The following is a 19,125-nucleotide window of genomic DNA, read 5'->3' on the forward strand; positions in this document are numbered from 1 at the left end:
CTTTACTCACCTCTTTTTAATGTAGTCTTAGACTGTTCATTTGTGTTTTCATTTGACTTAACTGATTTTTGATGCTCCCATCAATTACCTGATCCCCAACATAAACCACCGCACCACCAAGAATTGAATCATCGATGACATTTTCAAGAATCACCTTTTTATCAAAACGTTTGGCCAGGTTCGCTTCCAAAGCGACCCGCAGGGCTTCGTCCAGGGGCACCACGGTTAGAACCCGGGCTTCCACTGTGTTTTTATAGGGTAACACCAACTGTTTGAATGTATCGTGGATTTCTAACAGAAATTCGAAACGATTTTTATCCAAAAGAATGTTTAAAAAATTTCTCAAGTACTGATTATATGAGTCTCCAAAAACCCGGCCAAGAACACCTTTCTTTTCAGAAGTATTCATTGAAGGGGTTAACATCAGATTCATTAATCCGGCTTCAGACTTGAAAAGATCAATGACCGAAGAAAACTCATCATACATTCCATCAACAATGTTTTTATCGACGGCAGTGTCGAATAAGGCCTGGGCATATCTTTTCGCTACTAAACTCATTTAGCTTCCCCTACCTTATCGATAAAGTCAAGAATCATCTTTTCATGCTGTTTCTGATCCATGGATTTGTGGATAATCTTTTCAGCTGCAAAGAGTGACAGATCCACGATGTTTGATTTAACCTCATTCATCGCTTTACGTTTTTCAACTTCAATTTCAGCCATGGCTTTTTCCATGATCAGTTTTGCATCAGCATGAGCTTTTTCGATAATATCGTGTTTTTGAGCCTGTGCTTCCACATTTGCATCACGAATAATTTCACGTTCTTTGGAACGGATATCCGCCAATAATGTTTCGTATTCCTGTTTTAATTTCGCTGCTGCGGCATTCTTTTCGGTAGCACCGACGATTTCAGCCGAAACATCCTCTTGTCTTTTTGCAATAATATCTTTAACTTTTTCGTAGAAGAATTTTTTTAATAGCAAAAAGAAAATGATAAAGTTAACGATCGTTGCCGCCAAGAGTTTTAAGTCAATTCCAACTAAGCCTGCGTATTCAACCATAATGTTATAGCCCCCTTTCTAATTCATAAGCATTAACGTATTTCATTACAGAATCACCTATTAACCAAGAAAAGGATTGGCAAAAAGTAAAATCAGTGCAACAATCAAACCGTAGATACCAGTGGTTTCAGCAACCGCTGCACCTAAAAGCATGGTTCTAACGATGTCACTTTGTGCTTCCGGCTGACGACCAACCGCTTCAGCACCTTTACCAGCGGCAAAACCCTGACCAATACCAGGTCCTACCCCAGCGATCATCGCAATACCTGCACCAATAGCTGAGCATGCTTTAATAAAATCTAAACCTTCCATTTGTGTTTCTTCCTCCTAATTTCAACCGAAATTTAAAATTATTTTTAATTAACCAAGAAATGGGTTTGCAAATAATAAGATCAATGCAACAATCAACCCGTAAATACCAGTGGTTTCAGCAACCGCTGCACCAAGAAGCATGGTTCTAACGATGTCACTTTGTGCTTCTGGCTGACGACCAACCGCTTCAGCACCTTTACCAGCGGCAAAACCCTGACCAATACCAGGTCCTACCCCAGCGATCATCGCAATACCTGCACCAATGGCTGAACACGCTTTAATAAAATCTAAACCTTCCATAATTAAACGTTCCTCCTAAAAATTTCCTTCCCTTCTAAAAGGGATTCGTAATGATTAAATCAGTACGACAACTACCCCATGAAGGGATTCGCAAAGAGTAGAATCAATGCGACGATGAGCCCATAAATACCGGTGGTTTCAGCAACTGCTGCCCCCAATAGCATTGTTCGAATAATATCACTTTGGGAATCGGGCCGAATTCCCACTGCTTCTGCACCTTTACCGGCGGCAAATCCCTGGCCAATACCAGGTCCTACCCCAGCAATCATGGCAGTCCCTGCGCCAATAGCTGAAAATGCTTTGATTACATCAATACCATCAAACTGACCGAGAAACTGCAATAAAAAATCTACAATATTCGCATCACCAATCATACCGTTTCCTCCCTTTCTCTCCCATTAATCCATAGCCCCAGAAATAAACACCATGGATAGCATTGTAAAGATAAAGCTTTGCAATAATCCTGAGAAGATATCAAAATAGAAATGGAATGGTACAGGAATTACGATCGGGAAGAACATAAGTCCTGCTAACGCCGAATACAGTAGCGCCATGATAATCCCGCCACCAAGCAAGTTTCCGAAAAGACGGAAAGACAAGGAAACCGGATTGGCAAATTCACCAATGATATTAATTGGCAGTAAGAACGGCATTGGCTCAAGGAAACCCTTGAGGTAGCCTCCCAGTCCCTTTGATTTTAAACCATTGTACTGGGTCATAAAGAATGTCATCAAAGCCAGGCCAACTGTACAGTTTAAATCGGCTGTCGGAGATCTCAGACCATAGATTCCAGACGTGTTCGAAAACGCGAGAAACATAATTAGAGCAAGCATCCAAGGAGCAAACCTCATTTTATCTTTTCCCATCGTTTGGCCGACTAAACCATCCATAACCGTGACAATGGTTTCAGCAATGACTTGGGCTTTTCCTGGACGCTTTTGCATATTTTTTGTCAAAATAGCACACACAACCAGAATCATCACCATGACTATCCAGGTGTTCACAAGTGTTTGTGTGATTGGGAATCCGTAGATATACCCGTAAATTTTTGGGCCTTCCATTGTTTTTTCACCTCATTGTCCAGACGTTTTAAATTAAAAACGCCTATTGTGTTTTTGGATTTTTACGCCTCATTGATCAAGACGTTTTTTTTTGATACTGTTGTATTGATTAAAACTGAAATTTTTACGGCAACCAACCCAAGTAAAACACCAATGATGTTCACCCAGGGATTAATAATTGCCACATATATAACAACACCGGTTATCAGGTATCTCAAAAAATATCTGGTCTGAACATACTTTTGAGCCCTCGCCGATGGCATTTTCATCGCTTTGTTAAAGGTTAATTGCATGAGTCGAAAATTAAGAATACTGTAAGCGCCGCCAAAGAGCACACCCAAGGCAAAAGCCAGCGGATCTTTGGTGAGAAAACTAAACAGCATCAAACCGAGACTGACCAATCCACCTTCAATCATTATTCGTGTTTCTAAAGTTAACTTGTTAAAACTCTGTATCGTTTTCATCGTTTTCATCTTCCTTCTTTATCTGATCCCGATAGTCTTGTGCCCGCTTTTTTCTGGCGGCCCGTTCTTCATCCGTCTCATTTTCCTCAGCTATTTTCTGAGCCTTTTCGCTCATCCGCAGGGGGATTACATACATGTTTCGCAAACCAGCCATGACTCCCAGCACCGCTAAAATAATCACCACCAGGTTGCCAGTATGAAAATAGAAATCCAGAACCTTGCCGATAAAAATCATAATGCCAACCGGGACAAGTACGGATATCCCAATCTGTGAGATCATCGCCAGGTATTTATACGGTTTCTCTTTTTCCCGCTTCATTCAACACTCCAAACCTTTACAGTAATATTTCGTTGTATTCCTGTTATTTTTTGCCATCCAATTTGTTAATTAATCTACAAACCAAAGTAAAAGACTAATATTTATCCTTTTCCGTGAAATCTTTTACATATAGTATCACAATTTTATAGACTTGTATATACAGCAATTCTATTTTTTTGTTATTTTGAATATTTTTTTTCGATGGCTGTAATTCCATCGATCCGTCGTTGATGACGATCCCCGCCAAACTCCGTTTCAAGCCATATTTTGACAATCCGCAGTGCAAGACCCTCTCCTAAAACTCGGGCACCCAATACCAGAACGTTGGCATCATTGTGTTCTCGTGACATTTCGGCCATAAACTCATTGGTGCACAAAGCTCCCCGGATACCCGGCACCTTGTTAACCGCCATGGAAATCCCCAGACCTGTTCCACAAATTGCGATGCCCCGATCACAGTTTCCAAAGCTGACCGCTTCGCCAACCCGTTCCCCGTAAATGGGGTAGTCGCAGGAATCGGCTGTTTTTGTTCCGTAGTCAACCACCTCGTGTCCCTGTTCAATTAAAAATGTTTTAACGACTTCTTTTAATGCCAGTCCACCATGGTCTGATCCAATTGCAAGTTTCATTCTTATTTTCCTTCCTATTTATATAAAGGCATAACCGGCCGCCTTATACAGCCGATTAATTAATGCCAACGTTTCATTATTCAAGGGAATATCCTCGGCAAATATTTTTTCAACCCCCAATTCATCAAAGGTACGAAGTCGTGAAAACAGGTTTTTGGCCATCTCTTTGGGATCATTTCGGCTGCCCAGGGAAATAATCAGACCTTCCTGATAAAAGCCCATGGTTTCATCGCTGGCCAACACCCCAATAGTCATTGACTTTCCTTTATGATGTGAAAGCGCCCGGTTAATCTTGTCCCGGATTTCTTCCGGACTTCCCTTAACCACCACCAGTTCACCCTTGGGTGAATAGTGGGTGTATTTCATCCCTGGGGATGAAATCTTTTCCGGCACAACATTTTCGGTTACATTGGCAGAAACCGCCACCTCACCTAAAATTTCTCGTAGTTCTGCCAGAGTAATATCCCCTGGCCGCAGCACCACTGGCGGCTCCACCGTCATATCAATCACCGTGGATTCCAAACCCAGCTCCGTATCAGAAGATAAAATAATACCATCAACCCGCCCATCCAAATCTTCCAGGACATGTTTTCCCTGGGTTGGGCTGGGACGGCCTGAACGATTGGCACTGGGTGCCGCAATCGGGCAACCTGCCATTTTAATAAAGGCCTGAGCAATGGGATGATCCGGCAAGCGAACCCCCACCGTATTCAGTCCCCCCGTTACTTCAGTGGGAATTGATGCCGCTTTCTCCATAATAATGGTTAACGGACCTGGCCAGAATACTTGCATCAGTTTTTTTGCCTGCTCTGGAATATTGGCAACCAATGGCTTCACTTCATCCAGACTGGCGACATGAACAATCAGGGGATTGTCATCCGGTCTGCCCTTAGCCGCAAAAATCTTTTTAATCGCCTGAGGATTTAGTGCATCGGCACCCAGGCCATAAACTGTTTCAGTGGGAAATACCACCGTGCCTCCAGATCGGATTAGACTGGCAACCGCTTCCAAGTCAGCTAAAGCCGACTCATCAAGCACTTCTATATTTATTATTTTTGTTTTCATGATTGTATCCATTTTTCTTAAGTCATCATCACAACTTAAATTTTATTCAGCCTCACTTAACAGCTTTTGTTTCAGTGCCCAAAGCTTTTCAGATAAATCGACATGATAAACATGGGGATTGACCATCCGCTTAAACGCCGGCCATAAACTATTTTTTTCATCTTTCAAGTGCTGTTGAATCTCTGCAATCGTCGGTGACTGATAAACACAATTTCCATTGATAAAAACCGGTACCAGCAATTCCCGAATATAATAATCATTGATTATTCGTTTTTTCCAGGTATGCACCGGATGAAAAATGGTCAACGGCTCATCTTCATTGATGGTTTCATCTTCCAGGGTAATCAGATCCGCCAGGGCCATCCCATTACTCTTCCCATAGATGCGAAATATTTTCTTGTATCCGGGATTGGTGATCTTTTCCGGATCATTGGAGACCTTCAGTTTTGATTTGCCGGAAATCACCGACAATTTATACACACCACCCAATGCCGGACAATCATAGGCCGTAATCAACTTGGTGCCAACACCCCATGAATTGATTTTTGCCCCCTGGCTTTTTAAATCTTTAATCAGATGTTCGTCCAGATCTGATGAAGCCACAATCCCGGCATCGTGAAGTCCGGCTTCGTCGAGCATTTTTCGAGCCTCGATACTGAAATAGGCCAAATCACCAGAATCGATCCGAATCCCATAGCGGCCGGTAATCGCCCCTTCGGCCAAAGCTTTTTTAAAAACCTTGATGGCGTTAGGCACGCCCTTTTCCAGGGTATTGTAGGTATCCACCAACAGGGTGGCATTATCGGGATTATATTTAACATATTTTTCAAATGCTTCCAGCTCGGTGTCGTAGCTGAGAATAAAACTGTGGCTCATGGTTCCCATCGCTGGCCGATTAAGCATTGCTTCGGTTTCCACCACACTGGTTCCGGCACAGCCACCAATAACGGCGGCCCGGGCGCCATAAAAACCGGCTTCGGTTCCGTGGGCTCGGCGTAACCCAAACTCCATTACCACATCGCCCCGGGCTTCTTCAATGATCCGGGCGGCCTTGGTGGCAATCAGGGTCTGATGATTGACAATGCTCAAAATCGTGGTTTCAACAATCTGGGCTTGAATCAGCGGCGCTTTGACCCGAATAATCGGTTCCATCGGAAAAATAATACTCCCTTCCGGAATGGCAAAAATTTCCCCTTCGAATTTAAAGTTCTCCAGATAAGCTAAAAAAGCGGGTGAAAATTCAGGATGATTTTTTTTCAGTAATGCCGTGTCTTCACTGGTAAACCGGATGCCCTTGATGTATTCAATCACCTGCTCTAATCCGGCTACAACAGTGTAACCCCCAGCAAATGGGTTGTTTCTAATAAAAACGTCAAAGACTGCTTCTTCTTTTTCCTTGCCATCCTGAACGTATACATTTCCCATGGTAAATTGGTATAAGTCCGTTGCAAGCTGAAGCTTTCGGTCAAATTGCATACTAAATTCTCCTTCTTTTCACATTGCATATTATTCTACCACTTTATTAGGGTAAAATACAAACTTTTTCAATATAAATATTTGCAGGTCAATCTCGATTTTTGCCCGATTTTTCCACGTTTTCGCTGAAATCCTTTGCTAATATTCTCCTTGTTAATAAATATACAATTGCGATAATAAATTCTTGTGGTAATTTTTGGCAAAAAAAAGAAATGCTCTCGCATTTCATTTTTTTTTACGAATTATTTTACCAATCAGCCACAACTATCACAATCGCCGCTACAATCGCTATCATCGCAGTCGTTCCCTTTCACTTCCTCACCAAAGCCCAAAAACACAGTTTTTCCCCGCTTTTCCCGTTCCGCATAAATTTCAAGATCGCTCCAGGGCAATCCCGCCCATTTTGCCAGAGCAAAATCAGTGGGGTATTTTCCCATCATTTCGATTTTTCCATCAACAATGGTCAATGGCAAACACTCAATCCCCTTGGTGGCAATGGCTTCTTTGACAATAAAGCTTTCCATAAAGGACGGCATATCATCCATCACATTATAGCGGGTTACCGAAACACCCCGTTCTCTTAAATCCTTTACCATATGCTCAATACGAAGCAGATCGGCCTCGATCATCGGGTCACAAATGCCGCTGGCACAGCCAGCTGGTTCGTAAAATTCTACTTTTTTCATGTTTCCTCCTTAATTTTATGCTTTGCAAGAAATTTTAAATCTATTCTTCGTTCTTCAACTGTTTAAGATCTGTCTAATGCCATTCACAAAACACCTGAAACTTGGAGAGATATTTCTTTCTATATCCATAAATTCATCGATTTTTCTTCCAGTAAAAACACCAACATCATATGACTTTCTCCAGCAAGCCTTGACGCCATAAATCACCAAGAAGATCGCCTCTTTCAAACAATGACTTGATCAAATCATTGTTTGATGCCTTTTTTATCTCCGTGAAGCCATTATTTTTAACCAGACAATAAAGTTCATCAAGTTCAACTGCATCTAAGAAATCCGGTGAGTGGGTGGATATAAAAACCTGACCTTCATTGACAGAATACAATCTGAACTCCTCAGCCAGTTCACTCAAGAGTTGTGGGTAAAGTTGGTTTTCCGGTTCCTCGACGCATAACAGCGCATGATGTGATGGATCATTCAAAAGAATTAAATAGGTGAACATCTTAATCGTTCCATCAGACATGTAACGGGAAATAAATGGATCTTTGAAATTCCCATCCTGAAAGCGTAAAACAATTCGCCCATCCGTTGTTTCCTGAGCCTCTACGTTTGTGATTCCCGGTATTCTCGCTTTCATTGTTTCCAGAATGTTCTCAAAAACGCTATAATAGTTTTCATACAAATATTTCGCTACAAGCGCCAGATTGTCTCCCGTTCTTGATAATTGTTCACTGTAACCAGCATCCCGGGGTATCCGTGCATCCTCAATTTGAAAATCCGATACATACCAATCCTCAATCAAACGTCGCAACTGCGATACTGCCACAAATTCCTTAAACTGTCCCAATCCCTTGATCGCCAAGATATCTGGGGAATCCAGTTTTTGTTCTTTTCGGCTGGCATTTTTAACATCATCATAAGTATTTAATTCGCCTACTGCTGCTGTTCCTTCGCCATAAGCAAAATCCAGAACTTTCCAAGGGGAACCCACTTGACCGCGTCTGAACCGCAGCACCTCTTTTTTTATGATCGGGTTCTTTTTTTCATCCAAACTCACAACGAGTTCATAGGTAATTAGTGGTTCCTCTGCCGAAGGTCGAAACTTTATTTCAAATTCGATATCACCCTTTTCGCCCCGGGAAATCACCTCATAAAAACCGCCGCGTTTCGCCAGTGCTGCTCTGATATTCGTCATCAAGGCATCATTTAGAAAACCAAATACATCAAACAAGGTTGATTTACCCGAACCATTCACCCCGAGAAAAACCGCCATGCTGGGGATCTCCTTGATTTCAACGTCTCGTAATACTTTGTAGTTTTTGATTTTTATGGATTCGATTTTCATTTAATCAGCCTCACTGCATTCATTTTCTCTATTTCATACGGTTTTATTATAGCAGATATCTCTGGCATCATCAATTTTTTCAATCAAGTCCCAAACCCGATGGCAATAAGGTACTCCGGTTGTCAATGATGATCATAAGTTTGTAAGTTAGTGGCAGACACGATCTCGGCCGATCACTAATCAACCACTTGCCACTTTGTTGTATCATTAAGCTGCGCTTTAAAATCTGTCCAGGTCGAATTGTTGAGGCTCGTCATGCTAAAACTTTCCCGACTGTCATTCGAAGGATGCTTTACAATATATTCATACCACTTCCCATTTTCATGATTAAAAACCAGGTTGGTCGCCCATTTGTTCGAATCACTTGTATCTTTGGCTGTATTCGCATAAATAATCGATTGATCCCATTCCGTTCCAAAAAAGTAGGGTTGAATTCTCAAGTCCGCCGATTTTTTTTGATAGGCAGTTTTATCCAATACCGACTGCGGTATCAATTTCCATTCGCCACCATTTTCAGCCAGAATTTTCGCCCGATACGTATCATTCGAAAAGTTATTATCTGTGATACCCAAGTACGCTCGTTTTTGGTCAGGCGTCATCGCTTTGATCTTATCTAAAAGCACCCGTGTATCAAGATAAAGTCTGCCATCCGCAACCGTTGTGTGTTCTGAGCAGTACATGATCCCCACTGCCTGGTTCTCGCTCTCATAATAAGAATACCCGTAATAGACCCCACCGCCGGGACATAAATGTGCTTCGTTACCATAATTTTCTTTCGCAAAAGTATTGATATCCAAACCTGGCGTCATCCGGGCTTGGGTTTCAAAAAGTCGGACAATATCCATACGCTGGGTATCACACAAGGATACCTGCGAATAGCTAACAAAGCCGAGCATCGTCGGGATGGCAAAAGCTGCTAGAACCGCCAGAATCACCAAAACAACAATCATTTCGGTTAAGGTAAACCCTTTTTTATTCATCACGCACCTCTTTTTTGTATTGCTTTGACTATGCATAATTCAGGCCTCGTGGCATTAAAAATCACCCTTATTAACCAGTGTAATAACCAGATACCCTTTCTTATCGTCCCCATTAAGTTGAGTGTTCAGGGTTGCGCTTTTAATATTATTCATGACGATGCCACCTTTTAAAACCGACATCTCGTGCTTTGGGACAATTTCGTAATTCATGGTATTGCCATTGCTGACATTAAAGCTAAGTGCGGTGATCTGGTCGGTTTGATAGGCAACACCGTTAATCACCTCCACACAATTACCCTGGCTGTTAAAACCAATCCCGTAAACTGTAGTGGATGTCGGCTGAATGGTATCCACAGTGAAGCTTGTTGCCGTTGCCAGGGCATTTTGGAGATCAGTTTCAATATTGGTGATACTTTTCTGTTTATAGGAAATATCTCCTCCTCGGGTATATATTTTTTGGGACATGAGAAAAACAGAAATCACCGCAACCATTAGAATGCTGGTGATGATCAACGCCGCAATCACTTCAATGAGGGTAAAACCTTTTTTTGATCTGAAGAAATTTAGCTTTTTCATGCCCATACACCACCCTTTTTAGCAAAGGCTTTTAATTCAATGTACGATTCATCGTTATTATAATATATACGCACCATAACCGTATAAACAACATAGTCTACCGCACTGCCGTTGACACTTTTTCTGACTGTCCCTTCCTGAATCATATATTGCTTTCTAGGATCTTGTCCAGCTGAAAGGTTCGTTATTGTTTTGGGATCTGCAAAACTATCCCTTTTTATTGCATCCCCCGTTGATAAACTGGACGGATTTTTATCCTCAGACAACTGGCTCATAATTGAATCAATCAAATCCTGGGCCTGGGCTGCCTGATTATTTTTTGAATCACTGAATACTATCATCTTTTGACCGTATAGAAGGGCTCCAAGGATGGTAACGAGAATGATGGCAATAATAGCAGTTGCAGCGACGGTTTCTATTAAAGTAACACCAGCATTGTTTTTTAATATCTTTTTCATGATGCCCTCCTTAATAGTATTTTTCGGTACCCGTTGTGATTTTCCCATTTGTTACATCTCCTGTTGTTCCTCCTCCAGAACCGCCCGCCCCACCTACGCCTTTAGGCTCACTCGGCGTTGGCAACGAAACATTCAAGGTTACCCAAGCTGGCGGTGAAATTGCTTCAACGCTCAAATTGTTTGGTATGATATCAGAAGATACTGTTGCAATATAATTATTCGCTGACAATAGACTCCCTTTGTTCACGAAGACATCCTGATTGTCAACCTTGCTCCAACCCCATTTCTGTATGGCTGTTTTTACACTTACCCTCGTTTTTATATCACCTACAGCAAAATACCTGACATTGCCATCGTTCTGTTCCTGGAATTTAATCAAATCACTGTCAAAATAAATCCGCTTTGCATTTGCCTCAATCTGACATAAACTATCAATATTATCACCAGTTATATTCACTACCCCGCCAAAAACCAACAAATCTGCGTTATTTATCTTAACTTTTGACAGCACCTGACGATAGCCATTAGCAAAACGCACGTTTAATAATTTTCCTGATATTGGCTTGATTTCAAGGTTTCCAATCGTTCGTTCCAGATACGTTTTTCCCGAAACGTCAAAATACTCTGTCGTAATTTCTGCACTTTTTATAAAATCCAGAGCAAAATTCGACGCATTAGCATCCGCTTTTAATTCAGCCGGTTGTTTCTCCACACTGGCATTGATCCCCACCTGATTTCCATTGGTTCCGATAATTTTTATAATATTCGATTGGATTTGAAGTTGTGAGTTATCATTTAATATCAAACTGTCACAGGTTAATGAATACAAATTTAAGAAGGAAAGATTATGCTTATTATTCTCTCCTACCGCAACAGGTATTGGTTCTATTCTTCCGACAATCATCTGATTCTGATTGGCATTTGCACCTGTTGCACCGATTACCGAAAGCTCTGTTTGGTCTGCCAGTTTAAGATCCCCCGCTTTTAAATATTTAATGTTTTTAAATTCTATTATTGGGCGGGAATTTATAGCGGTGAGATTTCCATGCAACCAAAAGTTTTCGCAATCCCATGTAACTTTTGTGTTATTCTGTAAAGTTACTGTGCTCTTGTTTTCCTCGGACCCAATTGAAATGTTTTTTGCTTTGAAGGTATTTCCGTAATCTTTCCCGCCATCCTGTGCAACATTGGTCAACAAATTAACATTACCTCGTATTAAAATGCTTCCTGTGCAATCCCAGTTAATTATTGATTTATCTCTTAGTATAATGTTTCCACCCGTGTTGTTATTATAGTTTCCGACAATGATATTTTCAGCCTCTATCGTAAGTGATGACTGAGTTCCACTTGGATCATTTATCTTTATATCTCCATTGATCCAGAGATTTTTACACTTAATGATAAGATGTGAGTTATCCTTTATTACTAAGTCCCCTTCAAAAATCATATTTTCAGCTTCAAACGTATTTGTGCAATTTTCCATGTTGTTCTGAACATAGTCCTTTTTAAACCTGAGTTCGTTAGTTGCTTTTACATTGAATATAGCCTTCCAAACATTCTTATCAACTGTTTGAAACGGTGCAGTAAAACATATATCTTTTGCAGTAAGATTTAGAGTATTCTCCTGAATCCAATTAAACTTAACACTCTTATCATTTGGATTTTTTTTATCCCTGCCAACATCCAAACTTAATCCTGGTGCAGATACCGTGAGTGCATTATTCACGTAGTTACAATCAAATTTGCCAGTTTGATCAACTCCATTTTTTTGAATAATACATTTATTGTTCTTCTCCAAGTCAATTTTTGTATCCAACCAGTCAGCACTTGCATCACCAGGTATTGTAGGAATGCTCCCCGTCATTTCGCTGACACTTGCCGCTTGATAATTCATGCTTACTTCATAATCAAGCTTTCGTCTTAGTTTATGGGTTGTAATTTTAAATATATATTTTAGTTCTTTGTTCGATGAAGCAGTTTGAGCCGAAACAACTTCAGGCGTCACATTTAAAATTCCAACCGCATCACTTTCACCCGTTATCTCTTTTAATGTCCCGGCGATGTTTTTTTCGTCACCACCAATATAATATGGCGCTTTCATATATGCTTCAATTTCAGCTATTTTGTTATTAATCTGTGCTTGAATCGAGGCGACACTTCTCGCATCGGCTCTTTCAAGTTCCAAATACAAGTTTTTCAAATTGGTGTTCTCTATTTCCAACCACTTCATCCGCTCATTAATCTCAATCTTCCCATACTCAATCACCGACTTGGCATCAATATAGGCCTGACGGCTTTCCACTGTTTCCTGGGTAAAGGTAAAATCACTGTTGGCCACGGCCAGCAGCGAGGCCACCATGATCATAATAATCATACCGATAATCAGAACAAACGCCAATGAACTGCCTTGTTGATTCTTTAGTTTTTCAATGATTCTAATACTCACGGTAGCCCTCCACCCAATTCATATGGTTTATATTTCAAAAAGCCTTTGTGTTACTGACATTGTGCCAGCCGATCTTATTACCATCAACAATACCTGCTTTTAATGACTGTTTACTTTTCCATCATATATACCGTAAATGTTACGCTAATACTAATATTACCGCCATTTAATTGTGGCACTGTGGTGGCTGTTGTTCCCGCCGTTGTTGTCGCTTCCGGGGCAATGGCAAACGCTGTAATCACCATATCCGGCCGGGCAGCTACGGCATCCAGCAAGCGATAAAAGTTTGTTTGCGTGCCGGCGAGCTCCATACTCACCACCCCGGTCCAGGTTTCAGCTCCATCCCCACTGGCTTCCGAATCCGTACTTTCAGAGCTTGTTGTTTCAGTTGTTTCGTTACTACTATTAACCACCTCTTTTGCAGCAGCGGTTATATCTTCTGTTGATATTGAATCGGTTGTTGTACTTTCTGTGCCCACTGATGCCGACGCCTGTTGGTCTGGTATGTAGGCGGTAAATGTCTCCACCCCAGCCAACGCATTACTTTCGATCGCCAAAACCTTGGGTGATAAACTATAGTCCAGACATAATTGAGTCAACAACTTATCCAATCCCTCATTGGTCAGCTTCGGCTGGAACGGCCCCTTTAGACTGGCTAGATTGGTGGTGGCGTCATCCCGGGCCTGCATGGTGGATGGAATACTATCAATAGCCATCACCATCGACTCCTGAGTAAAGCGGGCCTCCGTCGCCTGATCACGAACCACCTGATAACTGCTATAGCTTGGTAACATTACAAAATAGAGACTGAAAAAACCAATCAGAAAGCAGCCCAAAATATAGATGAGCAGCTTTTCTCTTTGCGTCAACTTTTTCATTGGCTACCACCTGCCTTCAGATAGGCAACCGCCACAAACCCGAATCCACTGGACGTTGATGTCGTTGATGTCGTCGTTGTCGGGGTGGTTGTACTTGTCTGTGATGAGATTTCCGCATAGCCTGTATATTCCACCTCGGTAAAATAGCCAGTGCTTTTTAATCGCTCAATATAGCGGGCCGCTTCCTTTTCGTTATTGGCGATGGCCACAATCTGGATTGCCCCGGTGCTGCCATCGTAATCCAGAGAACTCAAGGCAATCACTCCATTGCCCATGGTTGAAAGGGTAGTCATGGTCTGAGCCCCCAGATTGGGGTTACTGCTGATTGCCGCAGTGATGGCTTCCACATTTGAAATTTCTGACTGAATCCCACTAACCTCCTCTGCCAGTTCCGTAGCCTGCAGATACTCCGCCTGATTGTTGGCATCGCTGATATAGGCATTGGATGCTTCCAAACTTTTCTGGGCACTGTATTTCAAGCCAAAGAAGACCCCAAATACAACCAGGCTGATCAGGATCATGGCCGCCGGAAGGATTAAGGCCTTGTATTCAAAGGGTAACTCCTTTTTTTTCACATTGCTTTTTTTGAACGCCGTAAACAGATTAAGGGGCTTTAGGCCGTCAAAAAATCCGGCAATGGGATAGATAAAAGACCCAAAATCAAAGGATTCATCGATCACAAAGCCACTCTTTATGTTCGGGGTCTGGGGAATAATAAACAGATTGAGCTCGGGATCGAAATTCAACTCCCGGAGCCTGCTCAGTTCAAACTCATCCAACCCGGCATAAAGGCTCATATTCAGGGTATGTTCTGATTTCTGGGATTTGTTAAACTGAATCAGGGATGACAGCTTCCCGGAGAGTTCATCGGCAAAGGCATCGGTGCCCCGCTCCGAAAGTAACCGCGACCGGTTGGAAAAAATATAAATACCATTTTCAAAGAGGAGCGAAACCAGGTTTTTCCCGTCGAGAATATTGAGGGCAAAGGTCATTTTTTTAAAGTCTTTAGTGGCCGTCACATATTGAATCAGGCTGTTGAGACCGACATCAATGCTCTTAATCTGTATCTTCAGGCTGGCAAACATGGTGACATAGGAATCCAGCACCCGCTTTTCAACCCCGCAGCAAAACAGATTATTTCCTGACACACCAGGAATCCGGGTATAATCCACCACCAGCTCATCATAATTACCGGCCGTATCTTCAAACTCGGTGGTCGCTACGGCAGCCAGTTCCTTTGGTTTGAGCTTGGGCACCTCAACATTTTTAGTGGCAATCAGGCTGCTATCGATAACCAGTTTCATATTTTTAAACAAACGCGGATTTTCTTTTAGTGCTGCGGTAATGGTTTCTTTCACCACCTCTTCATTGGTGATAACCCCATTAATCAGCCCACCGGCCTCCACTGGCAGGGTTTTATAATTGAATATATTAAGACGGCCCTTTTTAATTGTCCCCTGGAGGACCTGAATGCCATCGTTTGAAAAATAGACCAGTGTCTGCATATAAAGCCTTCCTATCCGATATTTTGGTACAAGGTCATAATTGGAAGCATGACCGATAAAATGATGGCGCCGACAATTGAGGCCATAATAATAATCATTATCGGCTCAATAAAGGTGACCAGCCGGGTGGTCGCCATTTCGGCCTCATAGTCAAACGAATCCGCCACGGATTCCAGCATGTCATCCAGGTTCCCGGACTCTTCGCCGATATAAATGGTCGACACCAGCTTGGCATCAAAGCCCTCAATGGTCTGGATTGAAGCCGACAGTGGCTCACCGTTGCGCACCTGTTCAATGGCCTGGGGAAACTGGGACTGTAAATAGCTGTTGCCGATAGTGGCGCCGCTGATGGTCAGGGCGTTAATCATCGCCAGACCGCTGGAATAAAGAGAGCTCAAGGTTCTCGCAAAACGGGCCGTATAAATAATCTTCATTAGCTTGCCAATCTTGGGAATTTTTAGTTTAAACTGATCCAGCGCTTTTTTGATCTGGGGAACAGTGACTAAAAAGCCCCCCAGGACAATGAAAACCAATAGTCCAATCAGATAGATATACCAGTAGGTCGTCATGGAGTTACTGATATTAATCATCAGCTGAGTGATCGCCGGCAATTCAATGCCCTCAAAGAGAGTAAAAAACTGCGGTAAAATCAGGGTAAAGATCAATACTACCACCATTATCGTAATCACAAAGAGAATGATCGGGTAGGTCATGGCACTTTTGATTTTGCCCCGGAGCTTGTGCTCCTTCTCATAATGATCGGCCATTTTCCGGGCGGTGCCCTCCATCTGACCACTGGCCTCGCCGGATTTATACATATTGATCAAAAGCTCCGGAAACGAGCCACCGGTTGCTTCCATGGCATAGGACAGGGTATTTCCCCGCTGAATTTCCTGATAGAGGATCCCATAAACCTTTTTGATCGCCGGTTTAATATCCCGCTCTTCCATAATCTTGATGGCCCGGATCATGGTAATCCCCGAGCCCAGCATACTGGCAATCTGCCGGGAGAAGTCCGATATTTCCATGGGTTTCAGTTTATAGACCTGATGGTGCTCCTGAATCTCCTGAATATGCAGTGCAAATTCATTATTCTGACGCAGGGTGCGCCGCACCAGCTCCGGAGAGGTGGCCTCCATGGTGCCCTTGATGAGCTGAGACTGTAAATTTTTAGCTGTGTATTTATAAACCGGCATAGGGCCTCCGTAATTGACTTTAACTTAAGTGATCATAGCCCAAACAGGCTAAGATACCATGGTATTATTATATCACCAAACAATAATGCTGTCATGATCCCGATGCACAAATAGGGGCCAAAGGCCATATGTTTATCCGCTGTTTTTTTTACCAGCAATACCACTGCCACCGCACCACCCAGCAAAATGCCGATAAAGGCTGCCAGCAGGGCGTTGCCCCAGCCCAGCATAAAGCCAGCCACGGCCATCAGTTTAATGTCACCGCCACCAAAAGCATCGGGAACAAACAGCGTCAGCACCAGCATCGGCAGGCTGATCACAACGATGCCAATCACTCGGGACAGCAGTCCGACTTCAGGGAAAATGAAAAAGCTGGCCAGAGCCGGAACCATCAGGGCGATGACCAGACCGTTGGGAATCGTCATCGTATCAAAATCAATCATCGTGATGCAGATTAAAATCGCCCCGGCCACAAAAACCACCAGCCACTGAAAGGAAAACCCATAGACTGCAAAAATCAATACTGCCAGCAGCCCGGTAAACAGTTCAACCAGGGGATAGCGGAGGGCGATGGGCCCACCACAGTCGGCACATTTGCCCCGCAGCCACAGATAACTAAAGACTGGAATATTATGATACCCCTTGATCAGTGCCTGGCAATGGGGACAAAATGAACGGCCTTTGGCTACCGATATTTCCTGGGGCACCCGATAGATGACGACATTGAGAAAACTGCCCACCACAATACCGATGACAAAGATATATAAATAAAGGATACTATTAACAAATACAAGCATATCAAGCCCTTCCCTGGAAATGACCACTCAAAAGGTCGTTTTATTCGTTTAGCTTGACGGCACTGGTCTCACCCGGAGAATACCGGGTTGCCCAACCATTCCGGCTATAGATAATATAATCAATGGTGGCATCCCGGTTTTCGTCAACCACCTGGATCTTGGCCTCCTGACTGATTTCGGCGCCAATCAGATCAATCAGATCGGCTTGAACCGGTACCCGATAATGACCCCCGGCCTGAAATTCAATGGCCCGGGCCCGGGCGGCCAGGTAGACCAGCTTGGCATTGGCAGCGTTGGTAGTTTGACGAAAAATGGTGACCAGGCCGGCAATAATCAGCATGACCACCAGGAGGATCAGCACCACCGTCAGCACAAACCCCCGGCTAAACCCGATTGGCTCAGGGTCTGCGGACGCAAACTCATAGTCTTTAATTGGACGCAAGGATTACCTCTCAAAATGATTAACCGATTGTAACAGACTATCTTCCGTACTAAAATGCAAGCGGAATCATTCTATCATAAAATTGATTGGATTGACTTAAATTATTGAACTTAAATTTATTTGATCATAACCACAGATCTAAATAAGCAACGATCGTTGCCCGGCTGGATCGCCCACTGCCTGACTGCAATGCTGTAATTCTGGTTATCTTAAAATAAAAAATACCCTATCCTGCGCAAACCCAATGACGGGTTTGCGCCTTGGATAGGGAGAAGTCACCCTATGGCGCATAGGGTAAGTTTTGATTCATGTATATTGTTGTTTAATTAGTTCTTAACCACCGTGGAACCTGATGTATTAAGCGTCACAGTGTATCCATCTTTAACATAAGTAATTCCCGTTACTTGCGCTCCATTCGTCGACGTTCCCAGTTGAATTGTCCAGAATGAACCATTAGAGGGCGACGTAGTTGCCGGGTTAGTAGCTAATGGTGTGATATCCTTAGTTAAGTATATTCTCATTTGTTTCGTTGCAGAAGTCGCTGAGTCGGTAGCACCAGAAGCTGGCATAACCAATGCTGCAGATCCTAATTCATCCGCCGTAACTGCAGTACCTTTACCAACATATTCAGTAGCAGTTGCCTGTGCTGCCAGCTTTACTTCTCTTGCCTCTGTTATCAAGGCTTTGCCTCGTGCATCATTGACAAATCCCAACATTGTTGGAATGGTAAACGCTGCCAAAATCGCCAGGATCACCAATACTACAATAATTTCTACCAGGGTAAACCCTTTTCTGTTTTTACGCATTCTGTTAATTAATTCCATTTGCGTCACTCCTTATTTTTTATTTTTTTGCTCTATATGATCATCTGCGCCTAAAGATGATTTATAAACGAAAGTCATTATTAAAACATTCTAATTTTATCTTAATACCCATTATTTCATCTTAATAATGAATTGTACTGGCTTTTTTTGTCAAAAAAAGCCACACGGTACCGTGTGGCAACTGGCTGTCATATCATGATGCATTGATTATCATCTGACTTAGACCCTTTAGCTTTGCGTCCCGGATTTTCATCCGTTTTGCCTTTACTGTTTTATCTGTTTGTAATTTAATCATATTTTAAAGCCG

The 19,125-nt window shown here is 42.6% G+C and carries 23 protein-coding genes and 1 riboswitch; all 23 genes read right to left on the reverse strand.

What is annotated here, in order from left to right; translation table 11 throughout:
- Positions 1-16 precede the first annotated feature (16 nt).
- The gene (locus ACWI_RS11730) at positions 17-559 is read right to left on the reverse strand and encodes a F0F1 ATP synthase subunit delta (protein ID WP_070371627.1); all 543 of its coding nucleotides are present in this window, start codon (positions 557-559) and stop codon (positions 17-19) included.
- On the reverse strand, positions 556-1,062 hold the full coding sequence (atpF, locus tag ACWI_RS11735) for a F0F1 ATP synthase subunit B (protein WP_070371628.1): 507 nt from the start codon (positions 1,060-1,062) through the stop codon (positions 556-558). The genes ACWI_RS11730 and atpF overlap by 4 nt, the downstream gene beginning before the upstream one ends.
- Positions 1,063-1,122: 60 nt before the next feature.
- Positions 1,123-1,374, reverse strand: a complete 252-nt coding sequence (gene atpE / locus ACWI_RS11740) for an ATP synthase F0 subunit C (RefSeq protein ID WP_026393412.1) — start codon at positions 1,372-1,374, stop codon at positions 1,123-1,125.
- Positions 1,375-1,422: 48 nt separating this feature from the next.
- Complete coding sequence (gene atpE / locus ACWI_RS11745) at positions 1,423-1,674, reverse strand: ATP synthase F0 subunit C (RefSeq protein WP_026393412.1); 252 nt, start codon at positions 1,672-1,674, stop codon at positions 1,423-1,425.
- Between the two features lie 71 nt (positions 1,675-1,745).
- The gene (atpE, locus tag ACWI_RS11750) at positions 1,746-2,048 is read right to left on the reverse strand and encodes an ATP synthase F0 subunit C (protein WP_026393411.1); all 303 of its coding nucleotides are present in this window, start codon (positions 2,046-2,048) and stop codon (positions 1,746-1,748) included.
- Positions 2,049-2,072: 24 nt separating this feature from the next.
- Positions 2,073-2,735, reverse strand: coding sequence for a F0F1 ATP synthase subunit A (atpB, locus tag ACWI_RS11755; protein WP_070371629.1), 663 nt, complete (start codon positions 2,733-2,735; stop codon positions 2,073-2,075).
- 62 nt (positions 2,736-2,797) lie between these two features.
- Positions 2,798-3,199, reverse strand: a complete 402-nt coding sequence (locus ACWI_RS11760; RefSeq protein WP_070371630.1) for an ATP synthase subunit I — start codon at positions 3,197-3,199, stop codon at positions 2,798-2,800.
- Positions 3,177-3,518, reverse strand: a complete 342-nt coding sequence (locus ACWI_RS11765) for an AtpZ/AtpI family protein (protein WP_070371631.1) — start codon at positions 3,516-3,518, stop codon at positions 3,177-3,179. Before ACWI_RS11765 ends, ACWI_RS11760 begins: the two co-directional genes overlap by 23 nt.
- 179 nt (positions 3,519-3,697) lie before the next feature.
- Positions 3,698-4,147, reverse strand: coding sequence for a ribose 5-phosphate isomerase B (gene rpiB / locus ACWI_RS11770; RefSeq protein ID WP_070371632.1), 450 nt, complete (start codon positions 4,145-4,147; stop codon positions 3,698-3,700).
- Positions 4,148-4,165: 18 nt separating this feature from the next.
- Positions 4,166-5,212 carry an L-threonylcarbamoyladenylate synthase gene (locus tag ACWI_RS11775; protein WP_070371633.1) on the reverse strand — a complete coding sequence of 349 codons (1,047 nt, stop codon included), beginning with the start codon at positions 5,210-5,212 and terminating at the stop codon, positions 4,166-4,168.
- Positions 5,213-5,254: 42 nt separating this feature from the next.
- Complete coding sequence (locus tag ACWI_RS11780) at positions 5,255-6,688, reverse strand: nicotinate phosphoribosyltransferase (protein WP_070371634.1); 1,434 nt, start codon at positions 6,686-6,688, stop codon at positions 5,255-5,257.
- 254 nt (positions 6,689-6,942) lie between these two features.
- A complete protein-coding gene (locus ACWI_RS11785) occupies positions 6,943-7,374 on the reverse strand; it encodes an arsenic metallochaperone ArsD family protein (RefSeq protein WP_070371635.1) in 432 nt (143 codons plus the stop codon).
- A 166-nt stretch (positions 7,375-7,540) separates the two neighbouring features.
- Positions 7,541-8,716, reverse strand: a complete 1,176-nt coding sequence (locus tag ACWI_RS11790) for an AAA family ATPase (RefSeq protein WP_070371636.1) — start codon at positions 8,714-8,716, stop codon at positions 7,541-7,543.
- Between the two features lie 176 nt (positions 8,717-8,892).
- Positions 8,893-9,696, reverse strand: coding sequence for a prepilin-type N-terminal cleavage/methylation domain-containing protein (locus ACWI_RS11795; RefSeq protein ID WP_070371637.1), 804 nt, complete (start codon positions 9,694-9,696; stop codon positions 8,893-8,895).
- 54 nt (positions 9,697-9,750) lie between these two features.
- A complete protein-coding gene (locus tag ACWI_RS11800) occupies positions 9,751-10,272 on the reverse strand; it encodes a prepilin-type N-terminal cleavage/methylation domain-containing protein (protein WP_070371638.1) in 522 nt (173 codons plus the stop codon).
- The gene (locus tag ACWI_RS11805) at positions 10,269-10,730 is read right to left on the reverse strand and encodes a prepilin-type N-terminal cleavage/methylation domain-containing protein (protein ID WP_139142365.1); all 462 of its coding nucleotides are present in this window, start codon (positions 10,728-10,730) and stop codon (positions 10,269-10,271) included. Before ACWI_RS11805 ends, ACWI_RS11800 begins: the two co-directional genes overlap by 4 nt.
- Positions 10,731-10,740: 10 nt before the next feature.
- The gene (locus tag ACWI_RS11810) at positions 10,741-13,176 is read right to left on the reverse strand and encodes a hypothetical protein (RefSeq protein ID WP_070371640.1); all 2,436 of its coding nucleotides are present in this window, start codon (positions 13,174-13,176) and stop codon (positions 10,741-10,743) included.
- 110 nt (positions 13,177-13,286) lie between these two features.
- A complete protein-coding gene (locus ACWI_RS19050; RefSeq protein WP_070371641.1) occupies positions 13,287-14,054 on the reverse strand; it encodes a hypothetical protein in 768 nt (255 codons plus the stop codon).
- Entirely contained in the window at positions 14,051-15,559 is a 1,509-nt protein-coding gene (pilM, locus tag ACWI_RS11820) for a type IV pilus biogenesis protein PilM (RefSeq protein ID WP_070371642.1), read from the reverse strand. Before pilM ends, ACWI_RS19050 begins: the two co-directional genes overlap by 4 nt.
- Before the next feature lie 11 nt (positions 15,560-15,570).
- Positions 15,571-16,755: a type II secretion system F family protein gene (locus ACWI_RS11825; RefSeq protein WP_070371643.1), complete on the reverse strand. Its 1,185-nt coding sequence runs from the start codon at positions 16,753-16,755 to the stop codon at positions 15,571-15,573.
- 32 nt (positions 16,756-16,787) lie between these two features.
- Positions 16,788-17,552, reverse strand: a complete 765-nt coding sequence (locus tag ACWI_RS11830) for a prepilin peptidase (protein ID WP_070371644.1) — start codon at positions 17,550-17,552, stop codon at positions 16,788-16,790.
- Positions 17,553-17,592: 40 nt separating this feature from the next.
- A complete protein-coding gene (locus tag ACWI_RS11835; protein ID WP_070371645.1) occupies positions 17,593-17,994 on the reverse strand; it encodes a hypothetical protein in 402 nt (133 codons plus the stop codon).
- Positions 17,995-18,320: 326 nt separating this feature from the next.
- Positions 18,321-18,818 (reverse strand): type II secretion system protein, encoded by a 498-nt coding sequence (locus ACWI_RS11840; protein ID WP_070371646.1) that lies wholly within the window; start codon positions 18,816-18,818, stop codon positions 18,321-18,323.
- A gap of 173 nt (positions 18,819-18,991) precedes the next feature.
- A riboswitch (cyclic di-GMP riboswitch) is annotated at positions 18,992-19,091 on the reverse strand.
- Positions 19,092-19,125: the final 34 nt, after the last annotated feature.

Origin of the sequence: Acetobacterium wieringae, from assembly GCF_001766835.1 — a bacterium.
Lineage (GTDB): Bacteria > Bacillota > Clostridia > Eubacteriales > Eubacteriaceae > Acetobacterium > Acetobacterium wieringae.